25 protein-coding genes are annotated in these 23,648 nt (G+C 65.7%); 9 read left to right on the top strand and 16 right to left on the bottom strand.

Translation table 11 applies throughout. The annotated features are described in order from the left end of the window. Positions 1-204: 204 nt before the first annotated feature. From ACIA8C_RS21535 to ACIA8C_RS21520, 4 genes are read left to right on the top strand one after another with little or no spacing between them, the layout of a single operon-like run. Positions 205-789, top strand: coding sequence for a hemerythrin domain-containing protein (locus ACIA8C_RS21535; protein WP_397137279.1), 585 nt, complete (start codon positions 205-207; stop codon positions 787-789). A 29-nt stretch (positions 790-818) separates the two neighbouring features. Further along, positions 819-1,850, top strand: coding sequence for a sodium:calcium antiporter (locus ACIA8C_RS21530; RefSeq protein ID WP_397137277.1), 1,032 nt, complete (start codon positions 819-821; stop codon positions 1,848-1,850). Between the two features lie 58 nt (positions 1,851-1,908). Next, positions 1,909-3,390: an FAD-dependent oxidoreductase gene (locus ACIA8C_RS21525; RefSeq protein ID WP_397137275.1), complete on the top strand. Its 1,482-nt coding sequence runs from the start codon at positions 1,909-1,911 to the stop codon at positions 3,388-3,390. A gap of 28 nt (positions 3,391-3,418) precedes the next feature. Continuing rightward, positions 3,419-3,580, top strand: a complete 162-nt coding sequence (locus ACIA8C_RS21520) for a hypothetical protein (RefSeq protein WP_397137273.1) — start codon at positions 3,419-3,421, stop codon at positions 3,578-3,580. Between the two features lie 116 nt (positions 3,581-3,696). Here ACIA8C_RS21520 and ACIA8C_RS21515 read toward each other — a convergent pair whose 3' ends face one another. Continuing rightward, the gene (locus ACIA8C_RS21515) at positions 3,697-4,260 is read right to left on the bottom strand and encodes a DUF4142 domain-containing protein (RefSeq protein WP_397137271.1); all 564 of its coding nucleotides are present in this window, start codon (positions 4,258-4,260) and stop codon (positions 3,697-3,699) included. 231 nt (positions 4,261-4,491) lie between these two features. Between ACIA8C_RS21515 and ACIA8C_RS21510 the strand changes: the two genes are divergently transcribed. From ACIA8C_RS21510 to ACIA8C_RS21500, 3 genes are all read left to right on the top strand, one after another. Beyond that, positions 4,492-4,710, top strand: coding sequence for a hypothetical protein (locus tag ACIA8C_RS21510; RefSeq protein WP_397137269.1), 219 nt, complete (start codon positions 4,492-4,494; stop codon positions 4,708-4,710). Continuing rightward, a complete protein-coding gene (locus tag ACIA8C_RS21505) occupies positions 4,707-5,177 on the top strand; it encodes a DUF1360 domain-containing protein (RefSeq protein WP_397137267.1) in 471 nt (156 codons plus the stop codon). The genes ACIA8C_RS21510 and ACIA8C_RS21505 overlap by 4 nt, the downstream gene beginning before the upstream one ends. Before the next feature lie 566 nt (positions 5,178-5,743). Continuing rightward, on the top strand, positions 5,744-6,316 hold the full coding sequence (locus tag ACIA8C_RS21500) for an LmbU family transcriptional regulator (protein WP_397137265.1): 573 nt from the start codon (positions 5,744-5,746) through the stop codon (positions 6,314-6,316). Between the two features lie 56 nt (positions 6,317-6,372). Here ACIA8C_RS21500 and ACIA8C_RS21495 read toward each other — a convergent pair whose 3' ends face one another. The 4 genes from ACIA8C_RS21495 to ACIA8C_RS21480 form a co-directional block, all read right to left on the bottom strand. Next, entirely contained in the window at positions 6,373-7,329 is a 957-nt protein-coding gene (locus tag ACIA8C_RS21495) for a hypothetical protein (RefSeq protein ID WP_397137263.1), read from the bottom strand. A 321-nt stretch (positions 7,330-7,650) separates the two neighbouring features. Next, on the bottom strand, positions 7,651-9,258 hold the full coding sequence (locus ACIA8C_RS21490) for an amino acid adenylation domain-containing protein (protein WP_397137261.1): 1,608 nt from the start codon (positions 9,256-9,258) through the stop codon (positions 7,651-7,653). Further along, positions 9,259-10,026, bottom strand: a complete 768-nt coding sequence (locus ACIA8C_RS21485) for a hypothetical protein (RefSeq protein WP_397137259.1) — start codon at positions 10,024-10,026, stop codon at positions 9,259-9,261. 41 nt (positions 10,027-10,067) lie between these two features. Then, positions 10,068-10,427, bottom strand: coding sequence for a phosphopantetheine-binding protein (locus tag ACIA8C_RS21480; RefSeq protein WP_397137257.1), 360 nt, complete (start codon positions 10,425-10,427; stop codon positions 10,068-10,070). A gap of 285 nt (positions 10,428-10,712) precedes the next feature. On the opposite strand from ACIA8C_RS21480, the gene ACIA8C_RS21475 reads away from it, so the two are divergent. Continuing rightward, positions 10,713-11,357 (top strand): FMN-binding negative transcriptional regulator, encoded by a 645-nt coding sequence (locus ACIA8C_RS21475; protein ID WP_397137255.1) that lies wholly within the window; start codon positions 10,713-10,715, stop codon positions 11,355-11,357. A 65-nt stretch (positions 11,358-11,422) separates the two neighbouring features. On the opposite strand, the gene ACIA8C_RS21470 is transcribed toward ACIA8C_RS21475, so the two are convergent. From ACIA8C_RS21470 to ACIA8C_RS21430, 9 genes are all read right to left on the bottom strand, one after another. Then, a complete protein-coding gene (locus ACIA8C_RS21470; RefSeq protein WP_397137253.1) occupies positions 11,423-12,196 on the bottom strand; it encodes an ABC transporter permease in 774 nt (257 codons plus the stop codon). Continuing rightward, on the bottom strand, positions 12,193-13,167 hold the full coding sequence (locus ACIA8C_RS21465; protein WP_397137251.1) for an ATP-binding cassette domain-containing protein: 975 nt from the start codon (positions 13,165-13,167) through the stop codon (positions 12,193-12,195). The genes ACIA8C_RS21470 and ACIA8C_RS21465 overlap by 4 nt, the downstream gene beginning before the upstream one ends. 45 nt (positions 13,168-13,212) lie before the next feature. Further along, positions 13,213-14,058: a DUF4097 family beta strand repeat-containing protein gene (locus ACIA8C_RS21460; RefSeq protein ID WP_397137249.1), complete on the bottom strand. Its 846-nt coding sequence runs from the start codon at positions 14,056-14,058 to the stop codon at positions 13,213-13,215. A 47-nt stretch (positions 14,059-14,105) separates the two neighbouring features. After that, positions 14,106-14,615 carry a hypothetical protein gene (locus tag ACIA8C_RS21455; RefSeq protein ID WP_397137246.1) on the bottom strand — a complete coding sequence of 170 codons (510 nt, stop codon included), beginning with the start codon at positions 14,613-14,615 and terminating at the stop codon, positions 14,106-14,108. Between the two features lie 138 nt (positions 14,616-14,753). Next, positions 14,754-15,866, bottom strand: a complete 1,113-nt coding sequence (locus ACIA8C_RS21450) for an alpha/beta fold hydrolase (RefSeq protein ID WP_397137244.1) — start codon at positions 15,864-15,866, stop codon at positions 14,754-14,756. 107 nt (positions 15,867-15,973) lie between these two features. Then, a complete protein-coding gene (locus ACIA8C_RS21445; RefSeq protein WP_397137242.1) occupies positions 15,974-16,165 on the bottom strand; it encodes a ferredoxin in 192 nt (63 codons plus the stop codon). Next, positions 16,156-17,370, bottom strand: a complete 1,215-nt coding sequence (locus ACIA8C_RS21440) for a cytochrome P450 (protein WP_397137239.1) — start codon at positions 17,368-17,370, stop codon at positions 16,156-16,158. Before ACIA8C_RS21440 ends, ACIA8C_RS21445 begins: the two co-directional genes overlap by 10 nt. A 12-nt stretch (positions 17,371-17,382) precedes the next feature. Next, positions 17,383-19,647 (bottom strand): DPP IV N-terminal domain-containing protein, encoded by a 2,265-nt coding sequence (locus tag ACIA8C_RS21435; protein ID WP_397137237.1) that lies wholly within the window; start codon positions 19,645-19,647, stop codon positions 17,383-17,385. A 26-nt stretch (positions 19,648-19,673) separates the two neighbouring features. After that, positions 19,674-20,867 (bottom strand): cytochrome P450, encoded by a 1,194-nt coding sequence (locus ACIA8C_RS21430; RefSeq protein ID WP_397137235.1) that lies wholly within the window; start codon positions 20,865-20,867, stop codon positions 19,674-19,676. 286 nt (positions 20,868-21,153) lie between these two features. Here ACIA8C_RS21430 and ACIA8C_RS21425 point away from each other — a divergent pair, with 286 nt between their 5' ends. Then, a complete protein-coding gene (locus tag ACIA8C_RS21425) occupies positions 21,154-22,062 on the top strand; it encodes a phytanoyl-CoA dioxygenase family protein (RefSeq protein ID WP_397137234.1) in 909 nt (302 codons plus the stop codon). A gap of 76 nt (positions 22,063-22,138) precedes the next feature. Here the strand turns inward: ACIA8C_RS21425 and ACIA8C_RS21420 are convergent, their stop codons facing one another. Together ACIA8C_RS21420 and ACIA8C_RS21415 are read right to left on the bottom strand one after the other, a co-directional pair. After that, positions 22,139-23,365 carry a cytochrome P450 gene (locus ACIA8C_RS21420; protein ID WP_397137232.1) on the bottom strand — a complete coding sequence of 409 codons (1,227 nt, stop codon included), beginning with the start codon at positions 23,363-23,365 and terminating at the stop codon, positions 22,139-22,141. 59 nt (positions 23,366-23,424) lie between these two features. Then, on the bottom strand, positions 23,425-23,646 hold the full coding sequence (locus ACIA8C_RS21415; protein ID WP_397137230.1) for an MbtH family protein: 222 nt from the start codon (positions 23,644-23,646) through the stop codon (positions 23,425-23,427). Between the last annotated feature and the right edge of the window lie 2 nt (positions 23,647-23,648).

Genomic DNA, 23,648 nt, shown 5'->3' with positions numbered 1-23,648 from the left:
CGCAGTGGTTGAAGGTCCCGTCGGTGCGACCTGCTGCGGTGCCAGATGCCAGGTCGCAGTGCGGCATTGGGCCACATCGGAGACTGGGGGGCAGGGCCGAGCACCGGGTGGCGCAAGGCGCCTGCTCGTCCGGTCCGATTACCGGTCGCGCGACGGGGTACAGCGAAAAGACAACCTCGACGACACGACTCAGGGGTGGTGGACATGACCCGGGCAGCAGCAGAGCACGCCGCCGCGTTACTCGAGCGGCAACATCGACGGATCCAGGCACTGCTCACCGACGTCCGACTCGGACGCGACCGCGCGGCGGCGTTCGCCGAACTGGTTCGACTGATCGTCGCGCATGAAAGTGTGGAGCAATCGTTGGTGTATCCGATTGCCCACCCGCCCACTGACGCGGCCAGGCGCAGCGAACAGCACCAGTTGCTGCGCGCCCTGGCCGAACTCTACGACCTCGGTGTGCAGCACCCCGAGTTCGACCGCAAATTCGCCCAATTCACCGACCTGATGTCAACGCACCTCACGCACCAGAATCTGCGCGAACTACCGCTGGTGCGCAACTGCGCTTCCCCTGCCTACGCCTCCCGCATCACCGCTGCGGTCGAATTGGTCGAAACCTTTGCCTGCGTGCACCGACCGGTCGAACCGGAACCGCACCGAGCGGTACCGCCGCTATCCCTGTTCTCCCGGCTGTGCGCAGCCGTTGACGCGGGCCTCGGCAACCGAAAATCCCAGGCGGAGCTCGACACCCGGCCAACCCCTTCCAGCAGGAGTGCCCTCCGATCGTGAGCTCGTTACCCTCTCCGATCCTGTTGCTAGTGTTCATCGCTTGCGCGGCCGCGATCTGGTTCGCCGGCATCAAGCTGTCGGACACCACCGACGTGCTGTCGAAGCGCCTGCGCCTCGGGGAGGCGATGGGTGGTGTCATCCTGTTGGCCATCGCCACGAACCTGCCCGAGATCGCGATAACCGCCAGCGCCGCGCTGGCCCATCAACTCGATGTGGCGGTCGGCAACATCCTCGGCGGAATCGCCTTACAGACCGTCGTGCTCGCGGCTCTCGACGCCGCAGGAGTGCGCCCACGAGCGCCGCTGACTTATCTGGCCGCCTCGCTGACTCTGTTATTGGAAGGCGCGCTGGTAGTGACCTTGCTTCTGGTTGTCGTGATGTCGACCCAACTGCCCGGCTCGCTCATCGCGTGGCGCGTTACCCCAGGCGGCGTCATCATCGCCGTGGTGTGGGCCTGCGGGTTACTCCTGTTGCGTCGTGCCGGACGCAGTCTGCCCTGGCACCGGGCAGGCAACGCCCCCGACAGTCAGGACAAACCCGCGGGGCACTCCACCGTCACCAAGGAAGACCATGCCACCCGCAAGGGCATCAGCACCGGCCGGATAACACTGGTCTTCACCGCCGCCGCCTTGGTCACACTGGTTGCGGGCGTATGCATCGAGCACAGCGGCGAAGAACTGTTCGGCCGGTGGGGAATGTCAGGAGTGCTGTTCGGCGCCACCGTCCTGGCCGCCGCCACCTCCCTGCCGGAGCTGTCGACTGGATTGACGTCCACGCGTATGGGCGACTACAAGCTCGCCGTCAGCGACATCTTCGGCGGCAACGCCTTCCTGCCGGTGCTGTTCCTACTCGCGACTGTGCTCTCCGGCTCGGCCGTGCTACCCGAGGCGCATCGCACCGACATCTATCTGACGGCCCTCGGTGGTGTGCTGACCCTGGTGTACATGACCGGGCTGGTATTCCGGCCGCGGCGCCAATGGTTCCGGATGGGCCCCGACTCCCTCACCGTCCTCGCGATCTACCTTCTGGGCATCATCGGCTTGGCATTCATCCCGGCCTGACTCGGCGTGCTCCTCGAACAGGCGGTTTGGTGGCCGCACGCGAGGGCATCCGGCACACGTGACTTCCCTCTGGCACGATCAGGCGACCTCGCGGACCGCTTACCCGACGCTCCCACCAGGATCGCGATTCGATTACGTCGTCGTCGGAGGCGGCTTGACGGGAGTGACCACGGCGTTGCTGCTCGCTCGTGGCGGCGTGTCGGTAGCGCTGGTCGAGGCACGCGAGCTCGGTGCCGCGGCCACTGGGAACACCACCGCGAAACTCAGTCTGCTGCAGGGGACGCACCTTTCGAGCATCGCGGCGAAACACTCGGAGTCGACGCTACGCGCCTATGTGCGAGCCAATCGTGAAGGGCAGCAGTGGCTTTTGCGGTTCTGTGCCGAAAACGGCATAGCCACTCAGCGTGCGGCGGCGTTCACATACGCGCAGTCGAGGGCGGGCACCGGACAGGTCGAGAAAGAACTCGCGGCTTGTCGCGCGGCAGGGCTCGATGCCGAGTGGGTGGATGAGTTGGAGTTGCCCTTTCCGACGTATGGCGCGGTGCGGGTCGACAATCAAGCACAGTTCGACCCGATGGCGGTGCTTCAGGAACTGGCTGCCGCGGCGGTCCGCGCGGGCGCGCTGATTTTCGAGAATACGAGAGTCGTCGGCGTCAGCGGCGACGCGGTGAACACCGAGCACGGGCCGGTGCAGGCCGGAACGGTGGTGCTGGCGACCGGGACACCGATTCTCGACCGGGGCGGATTCTTCGCCCGGCTGGAACCGAAGCGGTCGTACGCACTCGCGTTCGATGTTTCGGGCCCTGTGCCGCGTGGCATGTATCTGTCCGCGGACGAGCCGACCCGCTCGCTGCGTTATGCACCCGGCCCGCAGGGTGATCTGCTCCTGGTCGGCGGCAACGGCCATGTCGTCGGACGGGAACGCTCGACGCAATCGAAGGTGGACGATCTGGTCGAGTGGACCGAAACATACTGGCCCGGAGCGAAATTGACGCATCAATGGTCGGCTCAGGACTATTCGCCGATCGACGGTTTACCTTACATCGGCCCCCTGTTGCCCGGAAGCGACCATATTCTCGTGGCGACCGGCTATTCGAAGTGGGGTATGACCAACGCGGTCGCCGCCGCGCTCGCCATCTCGGGGCGCGTGTTCGGTGGCCGCGCCGATTGGGCGGGTGTCCTCGAAACATGGCGGCCTCGTGAATTGACCGGGCTTCTGACCGCCGCAAAGGCCAACGGTGGCGTCGGCCTCGCGATGGCGGACGGCTGGCTGCGCGCCGAACTGCACAGCGACGGTGTCGCACCGGCAGAGGGCGCGGGCCATGTCGGGCGCTCTGGAGTGCGACCGGTCGCCACGTGCACGGTGGACGGCAAGACCACCACGGTGTCGGCGATTTGCCCGCATCTCTACGGCGTTGTCGCGTGGAATGACGCCGAGAAGTCTTGGGACTGCCCGCTGCACGGCTCGCGATTCGCTCCGGACGGCAGCGTCCTCGAAGGACCCGCGACCCGGGCACTCACTCCACGAGACCTGCCCTGATCCGGTCGCGCCGCTGAAAGGACAACGGATGTCACGCGAGAACGATCCCGAAGACCCTGACGAGCCCAAGGGCGGCCGACCGGGGCCGACCGATCAGGGCCGCGATGGGGGTATGGCAACACGGGAGAACGCTCCCGAATTGACTACCCCCGACGACGAAAAACCCACACCACAGGAACCGCCGGACTGAACGATCCGGTTGCGAACAGCATGAACCGGCCGACGGAACCACCACCGAATCGCTGCCGGGTCACCGTCGGCCGCTGGCGACGGCGGAAGCTTCTGCGATCCCGCCGCCGTCGACCGTCAGCAGCGAGTCATCGCCTCACGGACGAGCATGAGGTGGTCCTCGATGACCGGCGCGGCGTCGCGAGCGAGCTCGGTGATCTGATCGGACTGGCCTGCCTGGATTTGGCGGTCTCCGGCTTGCAGTGACTCGATATGAAAGCGCTCCTGCATCTGCAACCAGCTCAGATCGAAGTCTTGACCGGTCCGTCTGCTCGTATCCCAGATCTGCTGTGTCTGTTCCGGATTCGGTGTCAACGGCAGCAGCACCGCATTGGGTAGCGCGACCGCCGCACCCATCGCGTCGAGGCGGGTGTGATCGGCGACCAGCATGGCACCGATCTGGCGTACTTGCGGACAGCTGCTCATCAGCGCGGCCCGGCTGCCGGAGATCATCTCCGACATATGCGCCTGATGCGACACCATCAGATAGGTGCTGTCCTGGGCGGATAGTGCCACCGGAGCGAGCTGGTCGGCCGGTTGCGCGGCGGCGATCCCCGTGGTGCCGAATCCGACTGCGGTGGTGCTGAATCCGAGAACAGCGGCCACAGCAGTGGCCCGGAGTGCGCGGTGTAACGAACCCATTGTTTACTCCTTTGTCGGGCGAGCTCTACCGCCCCCGGAGTGCCCCGTTTCCGCGGCGGTACGCGACGCCACGCCGACACATATCGCTTCCGGGTCGCGCGCCGGCCCGCACCGGTGCCGCAGCCACATTCATGACGGAAACGCCGCCACGAACACGCGGGGCGTGGTTTGGCGTATCGACTGCCGGGTAGGTGCTCGGCAACTCGGTTGCCGCAAAGGGAAGGAGATCCGATGTCGCGTTCGCTCGCCGAACTGCCCAAGCTGCAAGACGCGCTCGACACACAGGCATTGCGCAAGGCGGCCAGCGCGCCGAAACCGCTGCGGCGGGCTGTCGTTGGGCCATCGCACCACGCGCACCTGACGCACCTACTTGGTGCTCGAAAGGACATTCCGGGAATCACCTCGATAAGGCCGGGGACTGGGCGTGTCCGGGCGGTGTTCCGCCCATGAGCGTCGATCAGCGCCGCCTGGGCGGCTATGTGGCGACCATGGCGCTGTACGCCGTGACCGTGGCGGTGACCGCGCTGTGTGGCAGTCTCACTCACCGGCAACTCCCGCGCGCCATGACCGCGCGGGAACTCGTCATTACCGCGCTGGCCGCGCACAAACTCTCCCGGACGGTGACCAAGGACGCGGTCACCAGACCTGTGCGGGCCCCCTTCACCCGGCAGACCGGCGACGGCGGGCCGGGCGAAATCATGGAGCAGCCGAAGTCCGCGGCGGGCGTCCAGCACAGCATCGGCGAATTGCTGAGCTGCCCTTTCTGTTTCGATGTCTGGGCGATCACCGGATTCACCATCGGGCACGTCTTCGCCCCGCGCGCGACCCGGATGGTGGCGGACGCCATGGCCGCGCTGGCCGGTGCCGACTTCCTGCACCTCGCTTACGCGAAAGCTCAGCAGGTAGCGGAGGGCTGATCCAGAGTCATCGAGGTCATTTACCATCGCTTTACCGGACATTCAAACTCACATCACAATTTCCCACCCGGCTGCTCGGCGTGCGGCCCATCGACCAGGCCTTATCGGATCGCATACCATGAACGCAGCCAAAAGGCAATAGGCAATGCGCGCGCGGTACACCCATCGATACGTACCTGCCGGGACGTATACAGTCGGGAAATCTCCAACCGGAGCGTTTGAGTTCGACTCGCCACAGATCGTCGGCTGCTATCCCACAGTCGACGCGGGGGCAGCAACGGGGGCAAACATATCACCAATTAACTACCCGACCATGGATCAGGCATCTGCATTGCGGGCCATCGAGGGTTCTGCCTGATCCAGTCGTTCGCCGACTGCCAAAGATGTCAGCGACTATACCCGCGAATAGACAGCGAACGCGACCGCACTTTGACAAGAGAGTTCGGAGTTTCGTTATGAACAGACTCAACAGATCACCTTCCAACCACGTGACATCGCTGCCGCAAACACCCGCGGCATTCGCGAGTGTCCCGAACGGGTCGGAAACCGCTGACGAGTATATGCTGATGACCTCGGTTGGACTCCAGATCACCGACCAATTGTGCTTCGAGACATGGGAGCAGGCCGGCCGTCGCCTCTCCGGCTTTGTGGACTCGTCTACCTGGTGTCTCGGCGATTGGCTCGTATACGGAAAGCGTCATTTTCCGGACCGCTACCAGCGCGCCATCCGCTCCGCCGGATTGCAATACCAAACCCTGCGTAATTACGCCTGGGTCGCGCGCCGATTCCCGCTCGAGCGGCGTCGCTCCCGGCTGAGCTTTCAACATCATGCCGAGGTCGCCTCGCTGCCGGTCGAGGAACAAGACTGGTGGCTCGACCAGACCGAACAAGAGACGTGGACAACCAAACAACTGCGCAATCGCATTCGCGAGGAACAGGTCGAGCCTGCCAAACGCGAAAAGCCGCAGGACAACGTGGTCGCCGCCGCCATCGCGCGACTCCCGATCGCGAGCAGTCATTTGCCGTCATGGCGCCGAGCGGCCGCCCACACCGGGATCGACTTCGACGATTGGGTGCTGCTCGCCCTCGATCGCGCGGCCGAGCAGACCTTCGATCGAACCACCGCGATACCAGCCTGATCACGCGCCCCGCACCGGCCGACGCAGCCCAACTCGTCCGGTGGGGGCCCGTCTGGTCAGCAATCGTGAAGCACCGATCGCGCCAACACCATCCCCGCCGATTCGGTCCGCCGATAGGCGCCTCGTTCGATTCGATCGGTGATCGCGCTGACCAGCTCCAGCCGTTTACCGCCGAAGCTGGGGTCGTATCGCAACAGTACCGGTATGGCGCTGGTGAGCAGATAATGCAGATACGTATTGTTCCTGATGAAAATATCGCGCATTACATCCTCGGCCGTGCCGCGTAGGATCGTCGGCGGCAACGAGAAATCCGGCGTCACTGGGACGTCCGCGCTGTAGGAGGCAAGCGACCATAATTCGGTACGCAGCAACAGATCATTGTCCTGTACCTGCGCCCGATACGCGTCCGCCGCGGCTATGTCCTCGGCCCGCAACAGCCTGCCGATAACCGCGCTTCGATAGGTGAAGGCCGAACGCCGATCGCGACACCCGGAGGATATCTCCGCGGCTCCCATTTCGTTCAACTTTGTCAGCTTGTGCACCAGGATGCCGTGGCCGACCGTCGAATACATGGAATTGTCCCGAATATCGGACAGCTCGACTAATCGCACACTCTGCGCTGTCAACGGCGCTGGATCGTCGAGCAGCCCGTTCGGGGAGCGATCGAAGAGTGCGTCGATGGCGATATCCTGTTTATCCCCCCAGCGCCGAGCCAGCTGCGAAAAGGCACCGGCGGTATCGAGCCTCATAATGGCTACCGCGGCCGCCAACACATTCGTCACATACTGAATAGGACACGATTCAGCCAGTGTGCGTATCCGGTCCGGCCGCACGGCAAGGCCGATTGCATCGCACGCCCGCAGCACGTCCGACAATCGTGCCGCGTAGCTGCGAGCCATGACGTACTCCCCCAACCCCGGCAATACGGCGATCAATTGTTGCAGGGTGGGCCCCATGGCGCGATCGAGCCATGCCTCGTCGCGCCACAGTCGCGACAACGTACTCTTGGGCACCTTCGAAAGAGCGGACAGATCGGACAAATTGACGGCTTGATCCGCCGCGAGCTCCCCCAATGCTCGCGGTGGCAAAAATGTAGCAACCACAATGCTTCCCCGTGCCCCGATGATCTCGATCAGCTATACGGCACCGTGTCGGCGCCGGTATACAACTTACCGGGCAAGAAACAGGCCCCTGGGCGAAGCTCTAATTCTTTACGGTTTTCTTATTATTCGGTTATCCTCCAGCATTCACGCGGTTCTCGAAAAACCGGGACAACACACTCGGTCGCTATCATTCGGCGAATTCAGCCAACTCCCGACGCGGGTCCTTTCGTCTCAGTGGCCGAGGCTGTCCAGCAGCGCGCGAGCCTGCTCGTCCGACATCGCCTCCACCCGCGCGAGCGCCTGCTCCACGGCAGCGGGCGCCGAGCGGATCAGCGACGACAAGGCCTTGCGGTCGATCTTTCCGTTGACCGTCAGCGGGAAATGATCGACGACGTGCACGACCGACGGCACCATGTGCTCGGGCAGCCGATCGCGCAGCCTTTCCCGCACCGACCTGCCGAAATCGGTGGTCGCCTCGGCAACCACATAGGCGATCAGGCGCGGCAGGCCGCTCACGCCCGGTTCGGCGACGGCCACCGCCTCGTGCACCCCGTCGATCGCCCGCAGCGCGGCCTCGACCTCACCGATCTCGATTCGATAGCCGCGGATCTTGATCTGCTGGTCGGCCCGCGCGACGAACATCATCGCCCCATCCTCGGTGCGCCGGACCAGATCGCCCGTGCGATACATTCGCGCGCCGGGGGTCGGCGAGAACGGATCGGCGACGAAGCGGGCGGCGGCGAGTGCTGGCCGATGCCGGTAACCGCGGCCGACGGCGATGCCGCCGACATACACCTCGCCGACCACTCCGGGCGGCGCCGGATCACCGCGCTGGTCGAGAACGTACAGCAGCACATTCTCGATCGGCAGGCCGATCGACGGCACGCTCGGCGACCGCACCGCACACTCCTGCCACGTCTGCACGATGGTGCCCTCGGTCGGGCCGTAGCCGACGAAGAACCTGGCTGTCTCGGCCCACCGGTTGCGCAACTCGGCCGAGATACGGTCGCCGCCGGTGATCACCGTGCGAATGTCCGGGACTGTCCCCGGATCGATCGTCGAAAGTAGCGCGGGCGGCAGGTAGATCAGCGTGACACGGCTGTCCCGAATGGTGCGGTCTATCGAATGCTCGGCCGTCGCGAGGTCCGGCGGCGCGAGGCAGAGCGTGCCGCCGGACCCCAAACCCATGAACATCTCCCACACCGAGGCGTCGAAGCTGAACGAAACGAATTGCAGCACACGCGAAGACCGGTCGAGCGCGAAGTCGGTCAGCGAGGCGCGGATGACGTTCGCCAGGCCGCCGTGGGTGAGTTCCACGCCTTTCGGCTGGCCGGTGGTACCCGATGTATAGATCACGTACGCGAGCTGATCGGGCCGGACAGCGATGCCCGGATCGCGGAGCTCTCGGTGCGTTTCGATGCCGTCGATGTCGATGATGTCCGCCCCGACCTGGCCGGCGTGCAGTGTGGAGCGGCGGGTGAGCACGGTGCGCAGGCCGGAATCACGCACCATGTACTCGCGGCGTTTCGCCGGGTAGGCCGGGTCGAGCGGCAGATACGCCGCGCCGGCCTTGAGCACCCCTAACACCGCGGCCAGCTGTTCGGGTGCGCGCGGGATGGAAATGCCGACGAGGTGTTCCGCGCCGATGCGGCGCCGAATGAGTTCCGCGGCAATAGCGTTCGCGCGCATGTTGAGTTCGCCGTACCCGATCTCGCTGCCCTCGTGCCACAACGCCGGTGCGTCCGGGGTCTTTTCGGCCCACCGCTCGACCATCGTGTGCACCGGCAGCCAGTCCGCGCCGTCGTCCGCCAGCCGCGGCCCTACCTGATGTGCGCCCACTCAGGACCAGAGCACCAGGTCGCTGCCGATCCGGCCGACGAAGGAGCTCACGCTGATCCGCTCCACGCCCTCGCTGGATTCGATGCTGTGGAAGTTACGGCTGTTGAACAGGACGAGCTCGCCCGGCGACGGCTCGATGCGCACGTGGGCGCAACCGTCGACCAGGCTTGCGTCGTAGGCGTAGCTGTCGGGGACGAGCGACTGCTCGGCGTCCGGATCCCAGGGCCGGTTGTACACGTTGGTGACCCCGCCGCTCTCGGGGACCTGACAGAAGACGTTCCAGGTGATCTGCGCGTCGACCGATCCGATCGCCCAGCCCGGCGCGTCATTGGGCGCCCAGTCGCAGTGCAGCAGACCCTTGCGGATCACCCGGACCAGCCCGGCGAAGTACTGCTGGTCACCCTCGTACGCGAGGCCGACCGTGCCGGGCCACGCCGCCGCGATCGCGTCGGTCACGAGTTCGAGGAGGTCACCGCTCTGCGCGAACACCGCGCGCCTACGCTGGTTGGCCGCGGGCGCCGCCGCCAAATAGGCGCGCCGGTTTTCCTCGCCGCGCCGGTGCTCGTACTGGGTGATGCCGATTCGACCGACCGGCGGCTCGACGTTGAGGTAGTAGTCGAGCCCGCTGCGCTCGATGCCTTCGACCGCGTCGCGGCACGTCTGCTCGGACAGGAATTCCGGCACCGAGACGGCCGCTATCTCGTTGTCCAGCAGTGCTTTCAGCAGTTCCGCGTCGAGCTTCTCGGCGCGTACCAGGTTCCACATCATGCTCTCCCCGTGATGTTCTCAGTGGGTGCTGCCCAGTCGGTTCACGACGTCTCGTCGGCTCGGCGCGTCCACGCGTCCGAGGTGCCTGCCACGCGGGCGAGGCGCTCGATCGTCTCCTCCTCCAGAATCTGCCGGGAGGTGATCCGAATGCCCGCGGCATCGGCCCGCACCGCGACCCGCAGGCTGGTGATCGAGTCGCCGCCGAGCACATGGAAGCTGTCCGTCACGCCGATTTCGGCGTTGTCGAACACCTCGCGCCAGATGGTGACCAGTTCGGTCTCGATCGGTGTGCGCGCGGTGGCGATGGCGCGGTCTGCCACCTCGCGGGACATGCGTTCCAGCACGGCCCGCTTGGCCGGTGACAGCTTGGCCAGCCGGGCGGAGAGGTCGTCAGCGGGCATAGTCGTGCTCCATTTGTTCTGGACTCAGCCGAATTGTTTTTCCCGACACGGGAATTGACTGATGTTGTCGATTCTCATCGGACCCGTCGTGCGCTGGCAAGCGAAAGGCGATGCGTGCCAAACGATGTCTTGTCGGCAGGACATTCCACGGTCGCGCGGAGCGATTTCAGCGGAGATTGTGACAGCATCGCGTCATCCGCGACTTACCCGGTCGCTATTCGCGGCGGCCGACCCGGCTCGTTCCGCAATGGCCAGGATTCATAATCCCGAAAGGACACCCTTCGGATGTTCGTTCCCGCGCAATACCGCACGCCGGACAGCAGCTGGTTGATCGAGCTGTTGCGGCGCAATCCGCTTGCCATGCTCTTGACGAATGGCAGCCCCGGCGAGGTGCCCTACGCGACGCATCTGCCGGTGATCTTCGGGCAACCACCGGCCGCCGAGCCGTCGCCCGATCTGTCGGGCACGGTGTTGCTCGGCCACTTCAATCGGGCGAATCCGCACTGGCGGGCGTTGCGGTCGAGCACCGACTCCGTGCTCGTTTTCACCGGTCCGCACGCCTATGTCTCGCCGACCGTCTACCGCACCGAACCGGCGGCACCGACCTGGAACTACACGGCCGTGCACGTGCACGGCCGACTGCACAAGATAGGAACGGCGGTGGAGACGCTCGAGGTCGTCAAGTCGACCGTGCGCGCTTACGAGGCGGAGTTCGGCGCGGGCTGGGATATGTCGGGCTCGATCGAGTATTTCGAGAAACTGCTGCCTGCCGTCGGGGCGTTCCGGTTCGTCGTCTCGCACACCGATGGCATGTTCAAGTTGAGTCAGGAGCAGGACCCGATGGTCAGGGAACGCGTGGTTGCCGCATTCATGGACCGGGGTTCCTGTCCGCATCGCGAAACAGCCGAACTGATGAAACGGCTTGCCTGAAAGAAACTTCCGGTGCCACCAACCATGTGGTGACACCGGAAGCGTATTGCACAGAATTTCAGCGATTATTGTACGGCGGTCTGCCTGGTGAATACCGAGGCGGCCCATGCGGCGCCGACCGCGGCGATACCGCAGCACCAGATCACCGACAGCCACGCGTGATTGCCCATCGGCCCACCGAGCAGCAGCGCGCGCAGCGTCTCGATGATCTGGGTCATCGGCTGATTGGCGGCGAATGCGCGCAGCCAGCCCGGCATGGCGTCGGTCGGCGCGAAGGCACCGCTGAGGAACGGGAGCAGTGCCAGCGGCAGCGTCATGCTGGACGCGCCCGCCGGATTCTTCGCGATCAGACCGAAAGCCGTTGCGAGCCAAGCGACCGCGAACAAGGTGAGTGCGATCAGCCCGATCGCCGCGAGCCACTCCAGGACGTTGGCGCTCGGCCGGAACCCGATCGCCAGCGCCACGATCACGACGATCGCGATGCCGAGCAGCGAGCGCAGGGTGCTGCCGATGACGTGGCCGAACAGCACCGAGGGTCGCGCGATTGCCATCGTCTTGAACCGGTCGATGATGCCCTCGGTCATATCCGTGTTGACCGCGATGGCGGTGCCCTGCGCGGCGTAGCTCACGGCCATGAGCACGATGCCCGGGACCACATAGTTGATGTATTTGACGCCGCCGGTGCCGATGGCGCCACCGAACGCGTAGTTGAACAACAGGAGCATGATCAGCGGAACCAGCATCGCGAGGATGAGCTGGCCCGGATTACGCGAGGTGTGCCGAAGTTCCCGGCGCACCATGGTCGACGAATCGGCGACCGCGCTGGCGACGGTGGTCATGATGCGCTCACTTTCTCGGTCTCGGTCTCGGTCTCGGACTTGGCGTGGCCGGTCAGCGCGAAGAAGACATCGTCGAGATCCGGCGTGTGCACCGACACCGTGTCGACCGGGATGGCGTCGTCGAACAGCTTGTCCAGCACCGCTTTTACCTCCGCGGCGCTACTGCCACCGCCGATCTGCAAGGTGAAGGCGTCGTTGTCGCGGGTGGTCGCGCCGAGTCGGCGGGCGCCACGGTCGAGGGCATCGGCGTCGGGGAACTGCACGCTGATGTGCCCGCCGGGTACGCGCTGCTTGAGCTCGGCCGGGGTGCCCTCGGCGACCAGCTTGCCCTGGTCGAGCACCGCGACGCGGTCGGCAAGCTGGTCGGCTTCCTCCAGGTACTGCGTGGTCAGAAAGATGGTCACGCCGTCGCCGACCAGTTCACGGATGATCTGCCAGAGGGTGTGCCTGCTGCGCGGATCGAGGCCGGTGGTCGGTTCGTCGAGGAAGATGATGCTCGGCTTGCCCATCAGGCTCATCGCCAGATCCAAGCGGCGTTTCATGCCGCCCGAATACGTCCTGATGATCTTCTTCGCCGCATCGACCAGCTCGAATCGTTCCAGCAGTTCGGCGCAGCGCCGTCGTGCTTCGGCGCGGGGCAGATGGTTCAAATCGCCCATGAGCAGCAGGTTTTCCTCGCCGGTGAGGAAACGGTCCACCGCCGAGAACTGCCCGGTGACACCGATGGTCGCGCGTACCTGCGGGCCGTCCTTGATCACGTTGTGCCCGCCGACCCACATGTCCCCGCCGTCGGCCGGGATCAGGGTGGTGAGCATCTTGACGGTGGTGGTCTTACCGGAGCCGTTGGGGCCCAAGAGCGAGAAGACGGTGCCGGGGGCCACGCGCAGATCGATCCCGTCGAGCACGGTTTGCTCACCATAGGATTTGCGCAGGCCGGTCGCCGTGATCGCCATTGGAGAGATGTCAGCCATCTCTCCCTCCTTTCATTCCTGTGATCAGCTGGAGTAGTCGTCCAGCTATGCGCTGCCGTCGGCGGCGCGCCGAACGACGATGTCTCCGAATTGAGTGCGCGCCCGCACCTTGACCGTGCTGTCGAACTCGTCGGGGTTCGGCTGTGCCGGAAGGACGCTGTGCACCGACCCCTTGGTGCTGCTCGCGTCCACCCACGCGGCGGTGCCCTCGCTGATGCCGATCTCGATGTTGCCTTCGCTGTTCATCAGGTCCGCTCGGCCGTGCGTCAACCGGCCGACCCGAATGGCACCGTCGACCGTCTTCGCGGTGACATTGCCGCCGGCGCTGCCCAGTTCGATGCCGCCGTTCACGGTGCTGAGGTCGAGGTCGTCCGCGGCGTCGCCGATCCAGATCTGCCCGTCGGAGCTGCGGAACCGGACGTTGCCGTCGGCCTCGCTGATCCGTACCGAGCCCGCCGATCCGCCGATCTCGGCGGCGCCGGTGATGTGCCCGACCACGAGGTCACCGGCGGACAGGCGCGCCTGCAGCGTGCCGATGCTGTCGAGCCGGACCAGTCCCGCATCCATGCGCACGTCGATGGCTCCGAGCGAGCCCACCGCGTGTACCTGAGCGTTCGCCAGCTTCGCCGTCAGGCCGGAATCGACCGGCAGCTCGATCGTGACGATGATCGCGCTCCGCTCGCCCGACCCGCCTGGTGCGGTGACCGATAGTTGACCCGCGGAGAAGTCGGTGGTGACGTTCTCGGCGAGCTTGACGTCGGTCCCGTTCGCACTGTTGCCCGGCTCCACCCGGACCACGGTGTCCGTGCGAGCGCTCGCGGCGAGGCGCACCTCGGCGCTGCCCGCGACGAGCGTGACCGCGATGGGTTCCGGCGTTTCGAATGTTGGCATGACGAATCCCCTTGTCTCAGTTGTGCTTTCTTTCGTACCTGTGCTACTCAGCCCACCCAGCCGGTGAACCGAGCCGATCGGTTGCCGTCCTTGCGCGCCCGCTTCGAACGCTGGTCACCGGCGAGTGCCGCGCCGACCGCCTGGACCAGCCAGGCGTTGACCGACATCCCCGCCGCACCGGCGGCCGCCTCGATGCGCTGCTTGAGTTGCTCCGGTGGCCGGAAATTGATCCTGGACACGGCGCCGTCGTTGTCGGCGACGACCGGCGCGTCCTGGCCGGGGCTCGCCGACCACGCCCACGCCTGGTCGTCCTCGGCCTCTTCGCCGGGGGTGACCACGAAATGCGGGTTGCGGCCGCGCAATCGGACCTCGACCGAACCGGGTACCAGGTCCTTGCTGATCTCGTCAGCGGCGGCGGACAACACATCGAGCATGGTCAACCGGGTGGCGGACGCGACCGACGAGGCCAGTCGCTGTGCCAACGCGGCAGCCTCGCCCGAATCAGCCGCCGCCAGAAGTTCTTGCTGGAGGTTGTCGACATAAGGCGTAAGGTCCATGGCGCAACAGTAACGCCATCATGGCGCCACGTCAAGACTTATGGCGCCATGAGTAGATATCGAGCGCCGAAATCGCTCGATAACATGGCGCCATGATGGCGCCACATGCTTGAATCGGTGACGAGTAGCCGGTACGCACTAGACGGCCTGAGCCGCGCTCTGCGCCATGAAATCCACAGCCGTTCGCAGCACCGAGTGGTCGGCACGGAACACGGAGAGGTGATCTCCGTGCTCGCGCATCAGCAACTCACTGTTCGGCAGTCCGGCCGCCACCCGCTCCGAGGCAGCCGGATGCGCGGTGCGGTCGTCCCGGCTGGTGACGACGAGCGTTGGCTGGGTCACCTCGGCCAGATATCGGCCGACATCGGTCGTAGCGAGCGAACTGTTCAGTCGGCAGTACCGGTACAGCGATTCCGGACTCGCATACGGATAGAGCACAAGATTGGCCACGTCGGCCGGGGTGTTGGTGAGCATCGCCTGACAGAAGGCGGCATGCACGGCTCGGGCCGCCGACCGATCGCGGGCGGCGGTGGCCATCAGCTCGACCATGCCCTTCTCGTGTTCGGTCATCGGACCGTTGTCACCGAATCCATACGATCCGTGCCACAGGCTGAGCGAGCGAACGCCGGCCGGCCGCAGTGCGGCGGCCATCAGCGCGATCACCGCCCCGCCGCAGAGTCCGACAATGTGCGCGTTCGACACGCCGTAGTGGCGCATGACCGCGAGCAGGTCGGCGGCCTGTGCCGTGCTGTCAACGGCGAAATCGCCGGGTTGACTTGCCGCGCCGAACAATCCGCGCGTTTCCCAGGTCAGCACGCGGCGGTCCCGCGCGAGAAAACGCACCCAGGACTCGGTGAGCACGGCGGGCATGCCGCAGGCGGGGACGAGCACGACGGTCTCCGCACCCTCCCCCGCGTCGTAGACGTTCAGCGACATGCCATCGAAGGAAGTGGCTCGTGCTTTGCGGGCGAACGCGTCGAAGCTGTTCCGCACGGTCTCGGCAACGACAGCGTCGACCTCGCCGAGCCGATCCGCCGGAACAACCCCGACGACAGTCATGTGGTCGCCGATCGCGAGCCGCTCGCTCAGCACGCGCTCGAACACCTCGAGCCCGTCGAATGACTCGTCGTACGACAGCACCAACCCGTCCACGCCGGCCCGCTGGGTGATCCGGTCGAACAATCGCCGCACCGCCTTGCGGTGGCCGACAGACCAGTCACCGCACGAATCACCCGCACGGAAATACGGCACGACCCGAACCGGCGCACCTATCCCCTCGACTAGCGGCCTCGATGACAGGACCGCCGAAACAAGCTGTCCTACGGCCGCTTTCGCGTCTCTGCCGAGCATCCGACCACCTAGCCTTCCGTGATGGCCAGGCAGGGACACACCTGGATAGCCAGCCGTGCCGCTTTGTGAAAGTGGGCGGGCGGCTCCGCGGCGAGCAACACCACCCGCCCGCTGTCCTGGTCCTGGTCGAACACTCCGGGCGCGGTCAATGCGCACATGCCCGCACCGCAACAACGTTCCCGATCCACGCTCAGCCGCATCGCGCTTCCTCCTCGCCCCAGGTGACGGGCAGCCGGTGCACGCCATACATGGCGCCGGTTCGCAGCGGCACGTCCTCGGGTGCGGCGGCGAGCCGCAAGGTGGGGAATCGCGCCAGCAGCGCCGGAATAGCGACGCGCATCTCGACCCTGGCGAGCTGCTGACCGAGACACTGATGGATGCCGTATCCGAAGGCGAGATGCCCGGCGGCGCGCCGCTCGACGTCAAGGGTGTCGGGATCGGCGAACCGGTCGGGGTCACGGTTGGCCGCGTGCAGCGAAAGCACCAGCGTGTCACCGTCTTTGATCCGCTCGCCGCCCAGCTCGACGTCGGCGAGCGCGGTCCGGACGGAGAAGAACTGAATGCTCAGGTAGCGCAGCAGCTCCTCGACCACCCGGTCGATATCGCCGTCACCGCGGCGCAGGGGGGCGACCTGGTCGGGATTGGTCAGCAGGGCGAAGACGCCGAGCGCGATCATGTTGGCCGTGGTGTCGAGGCCGGTGCCGAGCAGCAGGGTACCGACACCGGTGAGTTCCTCGACGGTGAGATCGCTTGCCGCGACGTCGCTCAGCAGGTCGTCGGTCGGTGCCGCGCGCTTGGCGAGGACGAGCTCGTGCATGTACTTGTCCAGCGAGGTCATGATCTCGACGGTCTCCTCCGGGGTCACGTCGAGTTCGTTGAGCCTGGCCACCCGCTGGAACACGTCCTGGTCCTGATCGGGCACGCCGAGCAGGTCGCAGATCGTCAGTGTCGGAATGGGTCTCGCGAAGGTACGCACCAGATCCACCGACGACCCCTCGCGCTCCATCGCGTCGAGGCAGTCCGCCGTGAACCGCTCGATGCCCGCGGTCAGCTGCGCCATCCTGCGGACGGTGAATTTGCCGGTCAGCAGCTTCCGGAAGCGGGTGTGCTCCGGCGGGTCGAAGGCGCTGAAGTGCCCCGGCGGTGCCGCGGGAATCTTGATGTCCTCGGTGCCTGGAAACGGCGAGTGCATGAATTCGTGTCTGGCACTGAACCGTTGATCGCCGAGCACGGCACGGACCAGCGCGTGACTGGTCACCAACCAGCCGACATGTCCGTCCGGAAAGTCCAGCCTGCGCAGCGGAGTGCGCGCCCGGAGTTCGGCAAGCTCCGTCGGCGGATCGAACGGCCGGTCGGCGGGTCGCTCAACCGGCAATTGCACGGGCGCGGAGAGGGATTCGGTCATGTCGTTTTCCTTTCAGCCGAACAGCTCGGCTACGGCGTCCATGTCCATCGGGATGGGCGCGAGCCGGTATCCGGCGGGCGGCTCGGCACCCATGACGTTGCGGACGAGGAAGTCCCATCTGCGCCGGTTGATGTAGTGCTCGTAACCGTTGCCGTAGTGGTCGGCGCCGGGGATGATGACCAGCTCGAAGTCCTTGTCCGCCAAGACGAGTGCTTCGACAAGTCGCAATGTCAGCTGCGGCGAGACGCTGTCGTCGAGACCGCCGTGCATCAGCAGCAGTTTGCCGGTGAGCCGTTCCGCCGCAGCCACATTGGACGCTTCTGGGTACGCGGCGCCGAGCGGTCCGTTGTACATCTCGGCGATGCCCAGGTCGACGTAACGCATGTCGTGCATGCCCGCCTCGGCGACACCGGCCTTGAACACCTCCGGGAAGTCGAGCATGGCCCGCACCGCGGCGAATCCGCCGGAGGACACCCCGAACACGCCGACCCGGTCCAGGTCCAGCCACGGCCGGCTCGCGGCCAGCTCGCCTAACGCCGCGACATGATCGTCGAGGCCGCAACCGTTCCCGACTCGCCCGTAGGAGTCGTCGTGGAACGCCTTGCTCCGGCCGGGCGAGCCGCGGCCGTCGATCGCGACCACGGCGAATCCAAGTGCCGCGAGCACTTCCGCGTCCGAGCCGTAGTAGCCGGGATCGAAACACGGGCTGACCCGGTTCGCGATCGGGAAGCCGTACGGATGATCCAGCACCGGGTAGCGCTGGGCCGGGTCGAATCCGTGTGGCAGGTAGAGCATTCCGTGGATATCGGTGGCGCCGTCGGCCGAGGTCACCCGGAATCGCTGCGGCGCGGTCCATCCGGTTGCCGCCAGCCGCGACACGTCCGCCCGTTCCAGCTCGACGAGCACGGCACCGTCCCAGCCGCGCACCGTGATCACCGGCGGAATGTCGCTGGTCGACGCCGAATCGAGGAAGTACGACCGATCCGGCGACACCGTGACGACGTGGTCGAGGTCGTCGTCGACCAGCCTGGTGAATCCGGCACCGTCCAACCCGACGCGACATACGGTGCGGCGGTAGGGATCTGCCGCAACGAGACCTGATGCCACGAAGTAGACCAGGCGCCGGTCCTCATCGACGTGCAGGATCTGTTGCACGGCCCACTCCCCGGAGGTGACCTGGTGCCGCAGTTGGCCGTTCGCACCGTACAGATACAGATGACCCCAGCCGTCACGCTGGGAATACCACAGGACCTCGCCGGACCCGAGCACCTGGACCATGGGGGCCTGCGCGAAGCGCTGCGCGGGCTCGACCCTGGTCGCGGCGGACTCGGTCACCATCGTGCGCACCTCGCCTGACCCCGGATCGAGCCGATGCAGGCTCAGCGTTCTCGTGTCCCGCGTCGTGTTCAGGTAATACACCGCGGTGCCGTCGCTCGCCCACCACGCCCACTGCCTGCTGACCGGCGAGATCATCGACATCGGTATGGGCTCGGCCCGCGCGGGCACCGCGGTGCCGGTGGCGACGTCGAGCACGACGAGCTCGGCCATGGGCAGCCGCTCGTCGCCGGGTAGCGCGAAACGCTGGGTCAGTAAATCCGGGGCACCGCCGTCCGGGGGCATCGCCCGCACCAGATGTGTTTCGCGAACGCCGCTCTGGTCGGTGCGGTGAGTGAGCACCCGGCTCGAATCGGGTGACCAGGCGACCGCGGGCGGCAGGTGCGGTATGCCGATCCTGGACAGCAGCGTCGAGTACATGAAGTAGTCGGGGTTGGAGCCGTAATCCTGTTCGCGGGTGCCGTCTTTGGTCAGCGCCCAGTCCTCACCACCGTCGACCGAGCGGGCCCGCAGGTCGTGCCCGTCGAGGAACACCGCGGTCTTACCGTCGGGTGAGACGACCTCGAGCATGCTGCCCGCCGGCTTCGATTCGGCCGGTGCGCACGTGTAATCGGTTAGCGCGCAACGCCAATGCGCGCCGAACGCGTCGAACTCGACGGCGTCGCCGACCGGCTCGAACGCCGCGAACGGCAATGCCGCCGCGTCCACGTCCTGACCGGCCGCGGCCGCGAGCGTCGCCGCGAGCCGCTCGTGGTCGAACGCGGGCCGCCTGCTGCCTTCGGCCGGATCGACGAGAATGAACCGCCGTCCCTGCTCGGTATCCACCGCGTACCAGAAGCCGTCCGTCGTCCAACGCGGCTGAACCTTACCGCCGCGCACCAGGTTTCGCCGATTGTGCCGCAGCAGCTGCTCGGCGGTCCGGTAGGCGCTTTCGTCGAGCACGATCCTGGTCCCTCCAGTCTGCGCGTTCACTCGACGACGACCGGAAGCTTCGACACCCCATTGAGATTGGGGCTCATCATGAACGACGGCGTGCCGTGCGGGTCGACGCGCAGCCCGGGGAATCGGTCGAACAGCGCGTTCATCGCGATGCGTCCCTCGCGCCTGGCGAGGGCGGCGCCGATGCAGAAGTGCACGCCACGGCCGAACGCGATGTGCGGATTCGGCTCGCGCGCCGGGTCGAAGACGAACGGATCGGCGAAGATCGAAGCATCCCGATTGGCCGTCGGAATCCACACTCCGACAAGCTGATCGGGCCCGATCGTGACGCCGTCCAGTTCGACCTCGACGTTGGTGACCCTGGCCATCATGCCGATCGGCGGAAAGTAGCGCAGCGACTCCTCGATCAACGTCGGCACCAGCCGACGATCCGCGCGCACCCGCTCCGCCGCCTCGGGAAACGCGTCGAGGCACAGCACGGTGCTGCTGATCAGCGCCGTCGTGGTGACGTGCCCGGCGACGAGCAACGCGTTCGCGAAGTTCACGATCTCGGCCTCGGTGAGCCGCTCGCCATCGATCTCGGCCTCGACGAGACTGGTCAGCATGTCCTTGCGCGGGTTGGTCATCCGCTCCTTCAGCAGCACCCGCAGGTAGTCGGTGATGTGCCTGGCCTGCTCGAGCACATAGTCGATCTCGTTGTCGAGCTGTTCGTCGCGCTCGACCAGCGAGTACTCCATCGTGCCGCTCATCATCGCGTCGACCCAGCCGTGGATCAGCCCGTGGTCGCTGGCCGGTACGCCGAGCAGTTCGGTGATCACGGTGATGGGCAGCGGATAGGCGAAGTCGGTGACCAGGTCGAAGGCGGGCTGGTCGGCGACCTTCGCGAGCAGGGTGTCCACGATGGCGTGCACGCGCGGTTCCAGTTCGCCGATCGCCTTGGGCGAGAAGGCGGACGAGACCAGCTTGCGCAGCGCGGTGTGGCGCGGCGGATCGAGCTGGGTGATGGCCCCCTCGTCGAACTCGCTGTTCTCCGGGATGAGGCGGCCCGTCCCGGACGAGAAGACCGCCGGATTGTTCAGCACCTGCAGCGCGTTGGCGTAACCGTGCACGTTCCAGATGCCGGTCTTCTCGTCCCGCTCGACGCCTCTCGGCGCCCTGGTCTGTTCATACATCCAGGAGAACCGCTGTTCATCCAGCTTCCATCGCTGCGCCAGTACGGACATGACCTCTCCCTGACCGCCGATTCAACGGCATATTCCATCGAATTCGCTTGCTGTTTCCGCTGCCGTCGCAATACGCGGAATTAAGCTCGATTCTTTCAGGCCGTCTTCGCTCCTGTCGATATCCACGGCTTTCTCCGATGTCCCGGCGCCAGGACAGCGCGACGTTTGACACCGGGCTGGCGGCCCTCGTATTTTCCGAATTGAATCACAGAATCGCGCGCCTGACCCGGTAGTTCAGGATTCGACAGAATAGCGCGCGTACCGAACAGTCGAAAGGGACTGCACGATGTTCGACGCCGATACAATTGTCCGGGAATACGAAACGAATGGTTTCGCGATTATTCGCGACGTCCTGGACACCGAACTGATCGAAGAGGGCCGCGCCCACGTCGAGTGGCTCGGCCGACGCTATCCACACCTGCGGCCGGAGGAATATCACCATCCGCTGATGCGCAACGACGCCTTCTGGGTGCGCATGGTCACCGACGACCGGCTCGTCGATATCGCCGAGCTGTTCCTCGGCCCGGATCTGGCCTGCTTCACCGCGCACTACGTGTGCAAGCCACCGAGGGACGGCAGGCCGGTGCTGTGGCACCAGGACGGCGCCTACTGGAAGTTGCAGCCGATGTCGGCGCTGACCGTGTGGGTGGCGATCGATCCGTCCACCCGGGAAAACGGGTGCCTGCGTATCGTGCCCGGCAGCCACCGGGTGCCGATCATTCCCCCGCGCACCCGCACCGACACACCCAACATGCTCTATTCACAGACGAATCAAGACCTCGTCGACGAATGGGTGGCGAAGGCGGGCGTTGTCGATATCGAACTCGCCCCCGGCGATGTATCCATCCATCACCCGAATATCCTGCACTGCTCCGAGCCGAACACCTCGGACACCCGCCGCTGCGGCCTCGACGTCGGCTATATCGCGACGTCGACGGCGGTGGCCAACGAAGGCCTCTACCTCGACCCGATCCTGGTGCGTGGCAAGGCCGATGCCGCGGCCAACAACTACCGCAACTATCCGGCCTACTCCCCTGACGAGTCGATCCCGTTCCGCGGCCACGAGCGGTGGAACGACCGGATCGCCGAGATCAACACCCGCGGCGGTTTCGTGCCTGCGGCGGCGGGGGAAACGCCACTGGAGACCACGCACCGCATGGTCCGGCGGTTGCAGGAGGGCACGGTCAGCAGGTGACCCCACGAACGAGCGAGCCCCTCTCAGATCATGAGAGGGGCTCGCTCGTTTTCCGCCACCGCCGCGACCGTGCGGGTCACCCGGTGCGCAGCGGCAGAGTATGCACGCCCGTCATGCCGGGGTTCGGGATGAACGTCGGCGGGTTGTCCGGATCGGCGCGCAACACGGGGTAGCGGTCGAGCAGAACATTAAGGGCCACACGGGCTTCCAGCCGGGCCAGCGGCGCGCCGAGGCAGACGTGCAAGCCGCGACCGTAGGCCAGGTGCGGGTTGGGGTATCTGGTCGGGTCGAACAGATGCGGGTCCGGGAACTTGGCCTCGTCCCGGTTCGCCGCGCTGAGATACAGCATGATCATCTGGTCCTTCGGCACCCGGCGCCCCGCGATCTCCACCTCGGCGATGGTCGATCGCGCGACCGCGGGCAGCGGGCTGACCAGGCGCACCGTCTCGTCGACGAAGGCGGGCAGCATCGAGCGGTCCGTGCGGACCCGCTCGGTCCAGTCCGGCTGCGCGTCCATGCACAGGACGGTGTTGCCGAACATCATGGTGGTGGTGACGTGCCCGACGAGCAGCAACATGACGGCGAAATTGACCAGCTCGGTGTCGGTCAGCTTGACACCGTCCATTTCGGCGGCGACGAGATGGCTCAACAGGTCCTCGCGGGGTGCCCGCCGGCGCTCGTTCGCGTGCTCGCGCATGTAGTCGAACATCGGCTGCACCTTGTCGATCAGCCGCTCGCCCTCGGGTGGGGTGGCCGGCTGGTCGGCGTCCGCGAGCGAGATCTTGTAGGTGCTGTCCAGAATCGCCGTCGCCCATTTCTTGAAAAGGTCACGATCGGAGCCGGGTATGCCGAGCAGCTCCGCGATGACGATCACCGGCAGCGGATACGCGAGATCGGCGACCAGCTCGATCTCCTCCTTACCCGTCACGGCGTCGAGCAGTTCGATGGTGATATCGCGGATCCGTGGCTCGAGATCGGCCACTATCTTCGGGGTGAAGGCTTTGCTGACCGTGCCGCGCAGCCTGCGGTGCTCCTCGCCGTCGAGCTGGATGAGGTTGCCCTCCTTGTGCTCGTTGACCTCCGCCGAATCGAACAGCCGCTTGATATCGGACGAGAAATTCACCGTATCGCCGAAGACCTTCATGATGTCGTCATAGCGATAGACATTCCACACCCCGGTCGCCTCGTCGAAAACGACGGGATCTTCCGGTTGCCGCCCGCGGAGCCAGAAATGATCGGGGTGAATATTCCATCGCTCGGCCATGTCGATCATCGGATATTTTGTCATCGGAGTGCTTGTCATCGAATACCTTCTTCGAGGTCAGGTAAATAGGTGTCTCGTCGACAGGACAGGGCCCGGTGTCACGCGCTGTCCGCGGCCATCGCGTCGCGCAGGCTTTTCGGGCGCATGTCCGTCCAGTTCCGCTCGATGTGGTCCAGGCAGTTCTCGCGTTTGTCCGGGCCGAGTACCACCCGCCAGCCGGCGGGCACCTCGGCGAACGCGGGCCACAGCGAGTACTGCTCCTCGAGGTTGATCAAGACGAAGAACTCGCCGTCCTCGTCGTCGAAGGGGTTGGTGCTCATAA

It is taken from the genome of Nocardia sp. NPDC051321, assembly GCF_044455225.1.
Lineage (GTDB): Bacteria > Actinomycetota > Actinomycetes > Mycobacteriales > Mycobacteriaceae > Nocardia.
Note: the sequence above shows the minus strand (reverse complement) of the source record. Positions and strands in the feature narration are given on the sequence as shown.

Coding starts and splice junctions, on each gene's coding strand:
- ACIA8C_RS21535 (WP_397137279.1), top strand. CDS start 205: ATGACCCGGGCAGCAGCAGAGCACGCCGCCGCGTTACTCGAGCGGCAA.
- ACIA8C_RS21520 (WP_397137273.1), top strand. CDS start 3,419: ATGTCACGCGAGAACGATCCCGAAGACCCTGACGAGCCCAAGGGCGGC.
- ACIA8C_RS21515 (WP_397137271.1), bottom strand. CDS start 4,260: ATGGGTTCGTTACACCGCGCACTCCGGGCCACTGCTGTGGCCGCTGTT.
- ACIA8C_RS21510 (WP_397137269.1), top strand. CDS start 4,492: ATGTCGCGTTCGCTCGCCGAACTGCCCAAGCTGCAAGACGCGCTCGAC.
- ACIA8C_RS21505 (WP_397137267.1), top strand. CDS start 4,707: ATGAGCGTCGATCAGCGCCGCCTGGGCGGCTATGTGGCGACCATGGCG.
- ACIA8C_RS21500 (WP_397137265.1), top strand. CDS start 5,744: ATGACCTCGGTTGGACTCCAGATCACCGACCAATTGTGCTTCGAGACA.
- ACIA8C_RS21485 (WP_397137259.1), bottom strand. CDS start 10,026: ATGATGTGGAACCTGGTACGCGCCGAGAAGCTCGACGCGGAACTGCTG.
- ACIA8C_RS21480 (WP_397137257.1), bottom strand. CDS start 10,427: ATGCCCGCTGACGACCTCTCCGCCCGGCTGGCCAAGCTGTCACCGGCC.
- ACIA8C_RS21475 (WP_397137255.1), top strand. CDS start 10,713: ATGTTCGTTCCCGCGCAATACCGCACGCCGGACAGCAGCTGGTTGATC.
- ACIA8C_RS21470 (WP_397137253.1), bottom strand. CDS start 12,196: ATGACCACCGTCGCCAGCGCGGTCGCCGATTCGTCGACCATGGTGCGC.
- ACIA8C_RS21465 (WP_397137251.1), bottom strand. CDS start 13,167: ATGGCTGACATCTCTCCAATGGCGATCACGGCGACCGGCCTGCGCAAA.
- ACIA8C_RS21460 (WP_397137249.1), bottom strand. CDS start 14,058: ATGCCAACATTCGAAACGCCGGAACCCATCGCGGTCACGCTCGTCGCG.
- ACIA8C_RS21455 (WP_397137246.1), bottom strand. CDS start 14,615: ATGGACCTTACGCCTTATGTCGACAACCTCCAGCAAGAACTTCTGGCG.
- ACIA8C_RS21445 (WP_397137242.1), bottom strand. CDS start 16,165: ATGCGGCTGAGCGTGGATCGGGAACGTTGTTGCGGTGCGGGCATGTGC.
- ACIA8C_RS21440 (WP_397137239.1), bottom strand. CDS start 17,370: ATGACCGAATCCCTCTCCGCGCCCGTGCAATTGCCGGTTGAGCGACCC.
- ACIA8C_RS21430 (WP_397137235.1), bottom strand. CDS start 20,867: ATGTCCGTACTGGCGCAGCGATGGAAGCTGGATGAACAGCGGTTCTCC.
- ACIA8C_RS21425 (WP_397137234.1), top strand. CDS start 21,154: ATGTTCGACGCCGATACAATTGTCCGGGAATACGAAACGAATGGTTTC.
- ACIA8C_RS21420 (WP_397137232.1), bottom strand. CDS start 23,365: ATGACAAGCACTCCGATGACAAAATATCCGATGATCGACATGGCCGAG.
- ACIA8C_RS21415 (WP_397137230.1), bottom strand. CDS start 23,646: ATGAGCACCAACCCCTTCGACGACGAGGACGGCGAGTTCTTCGTCTTG.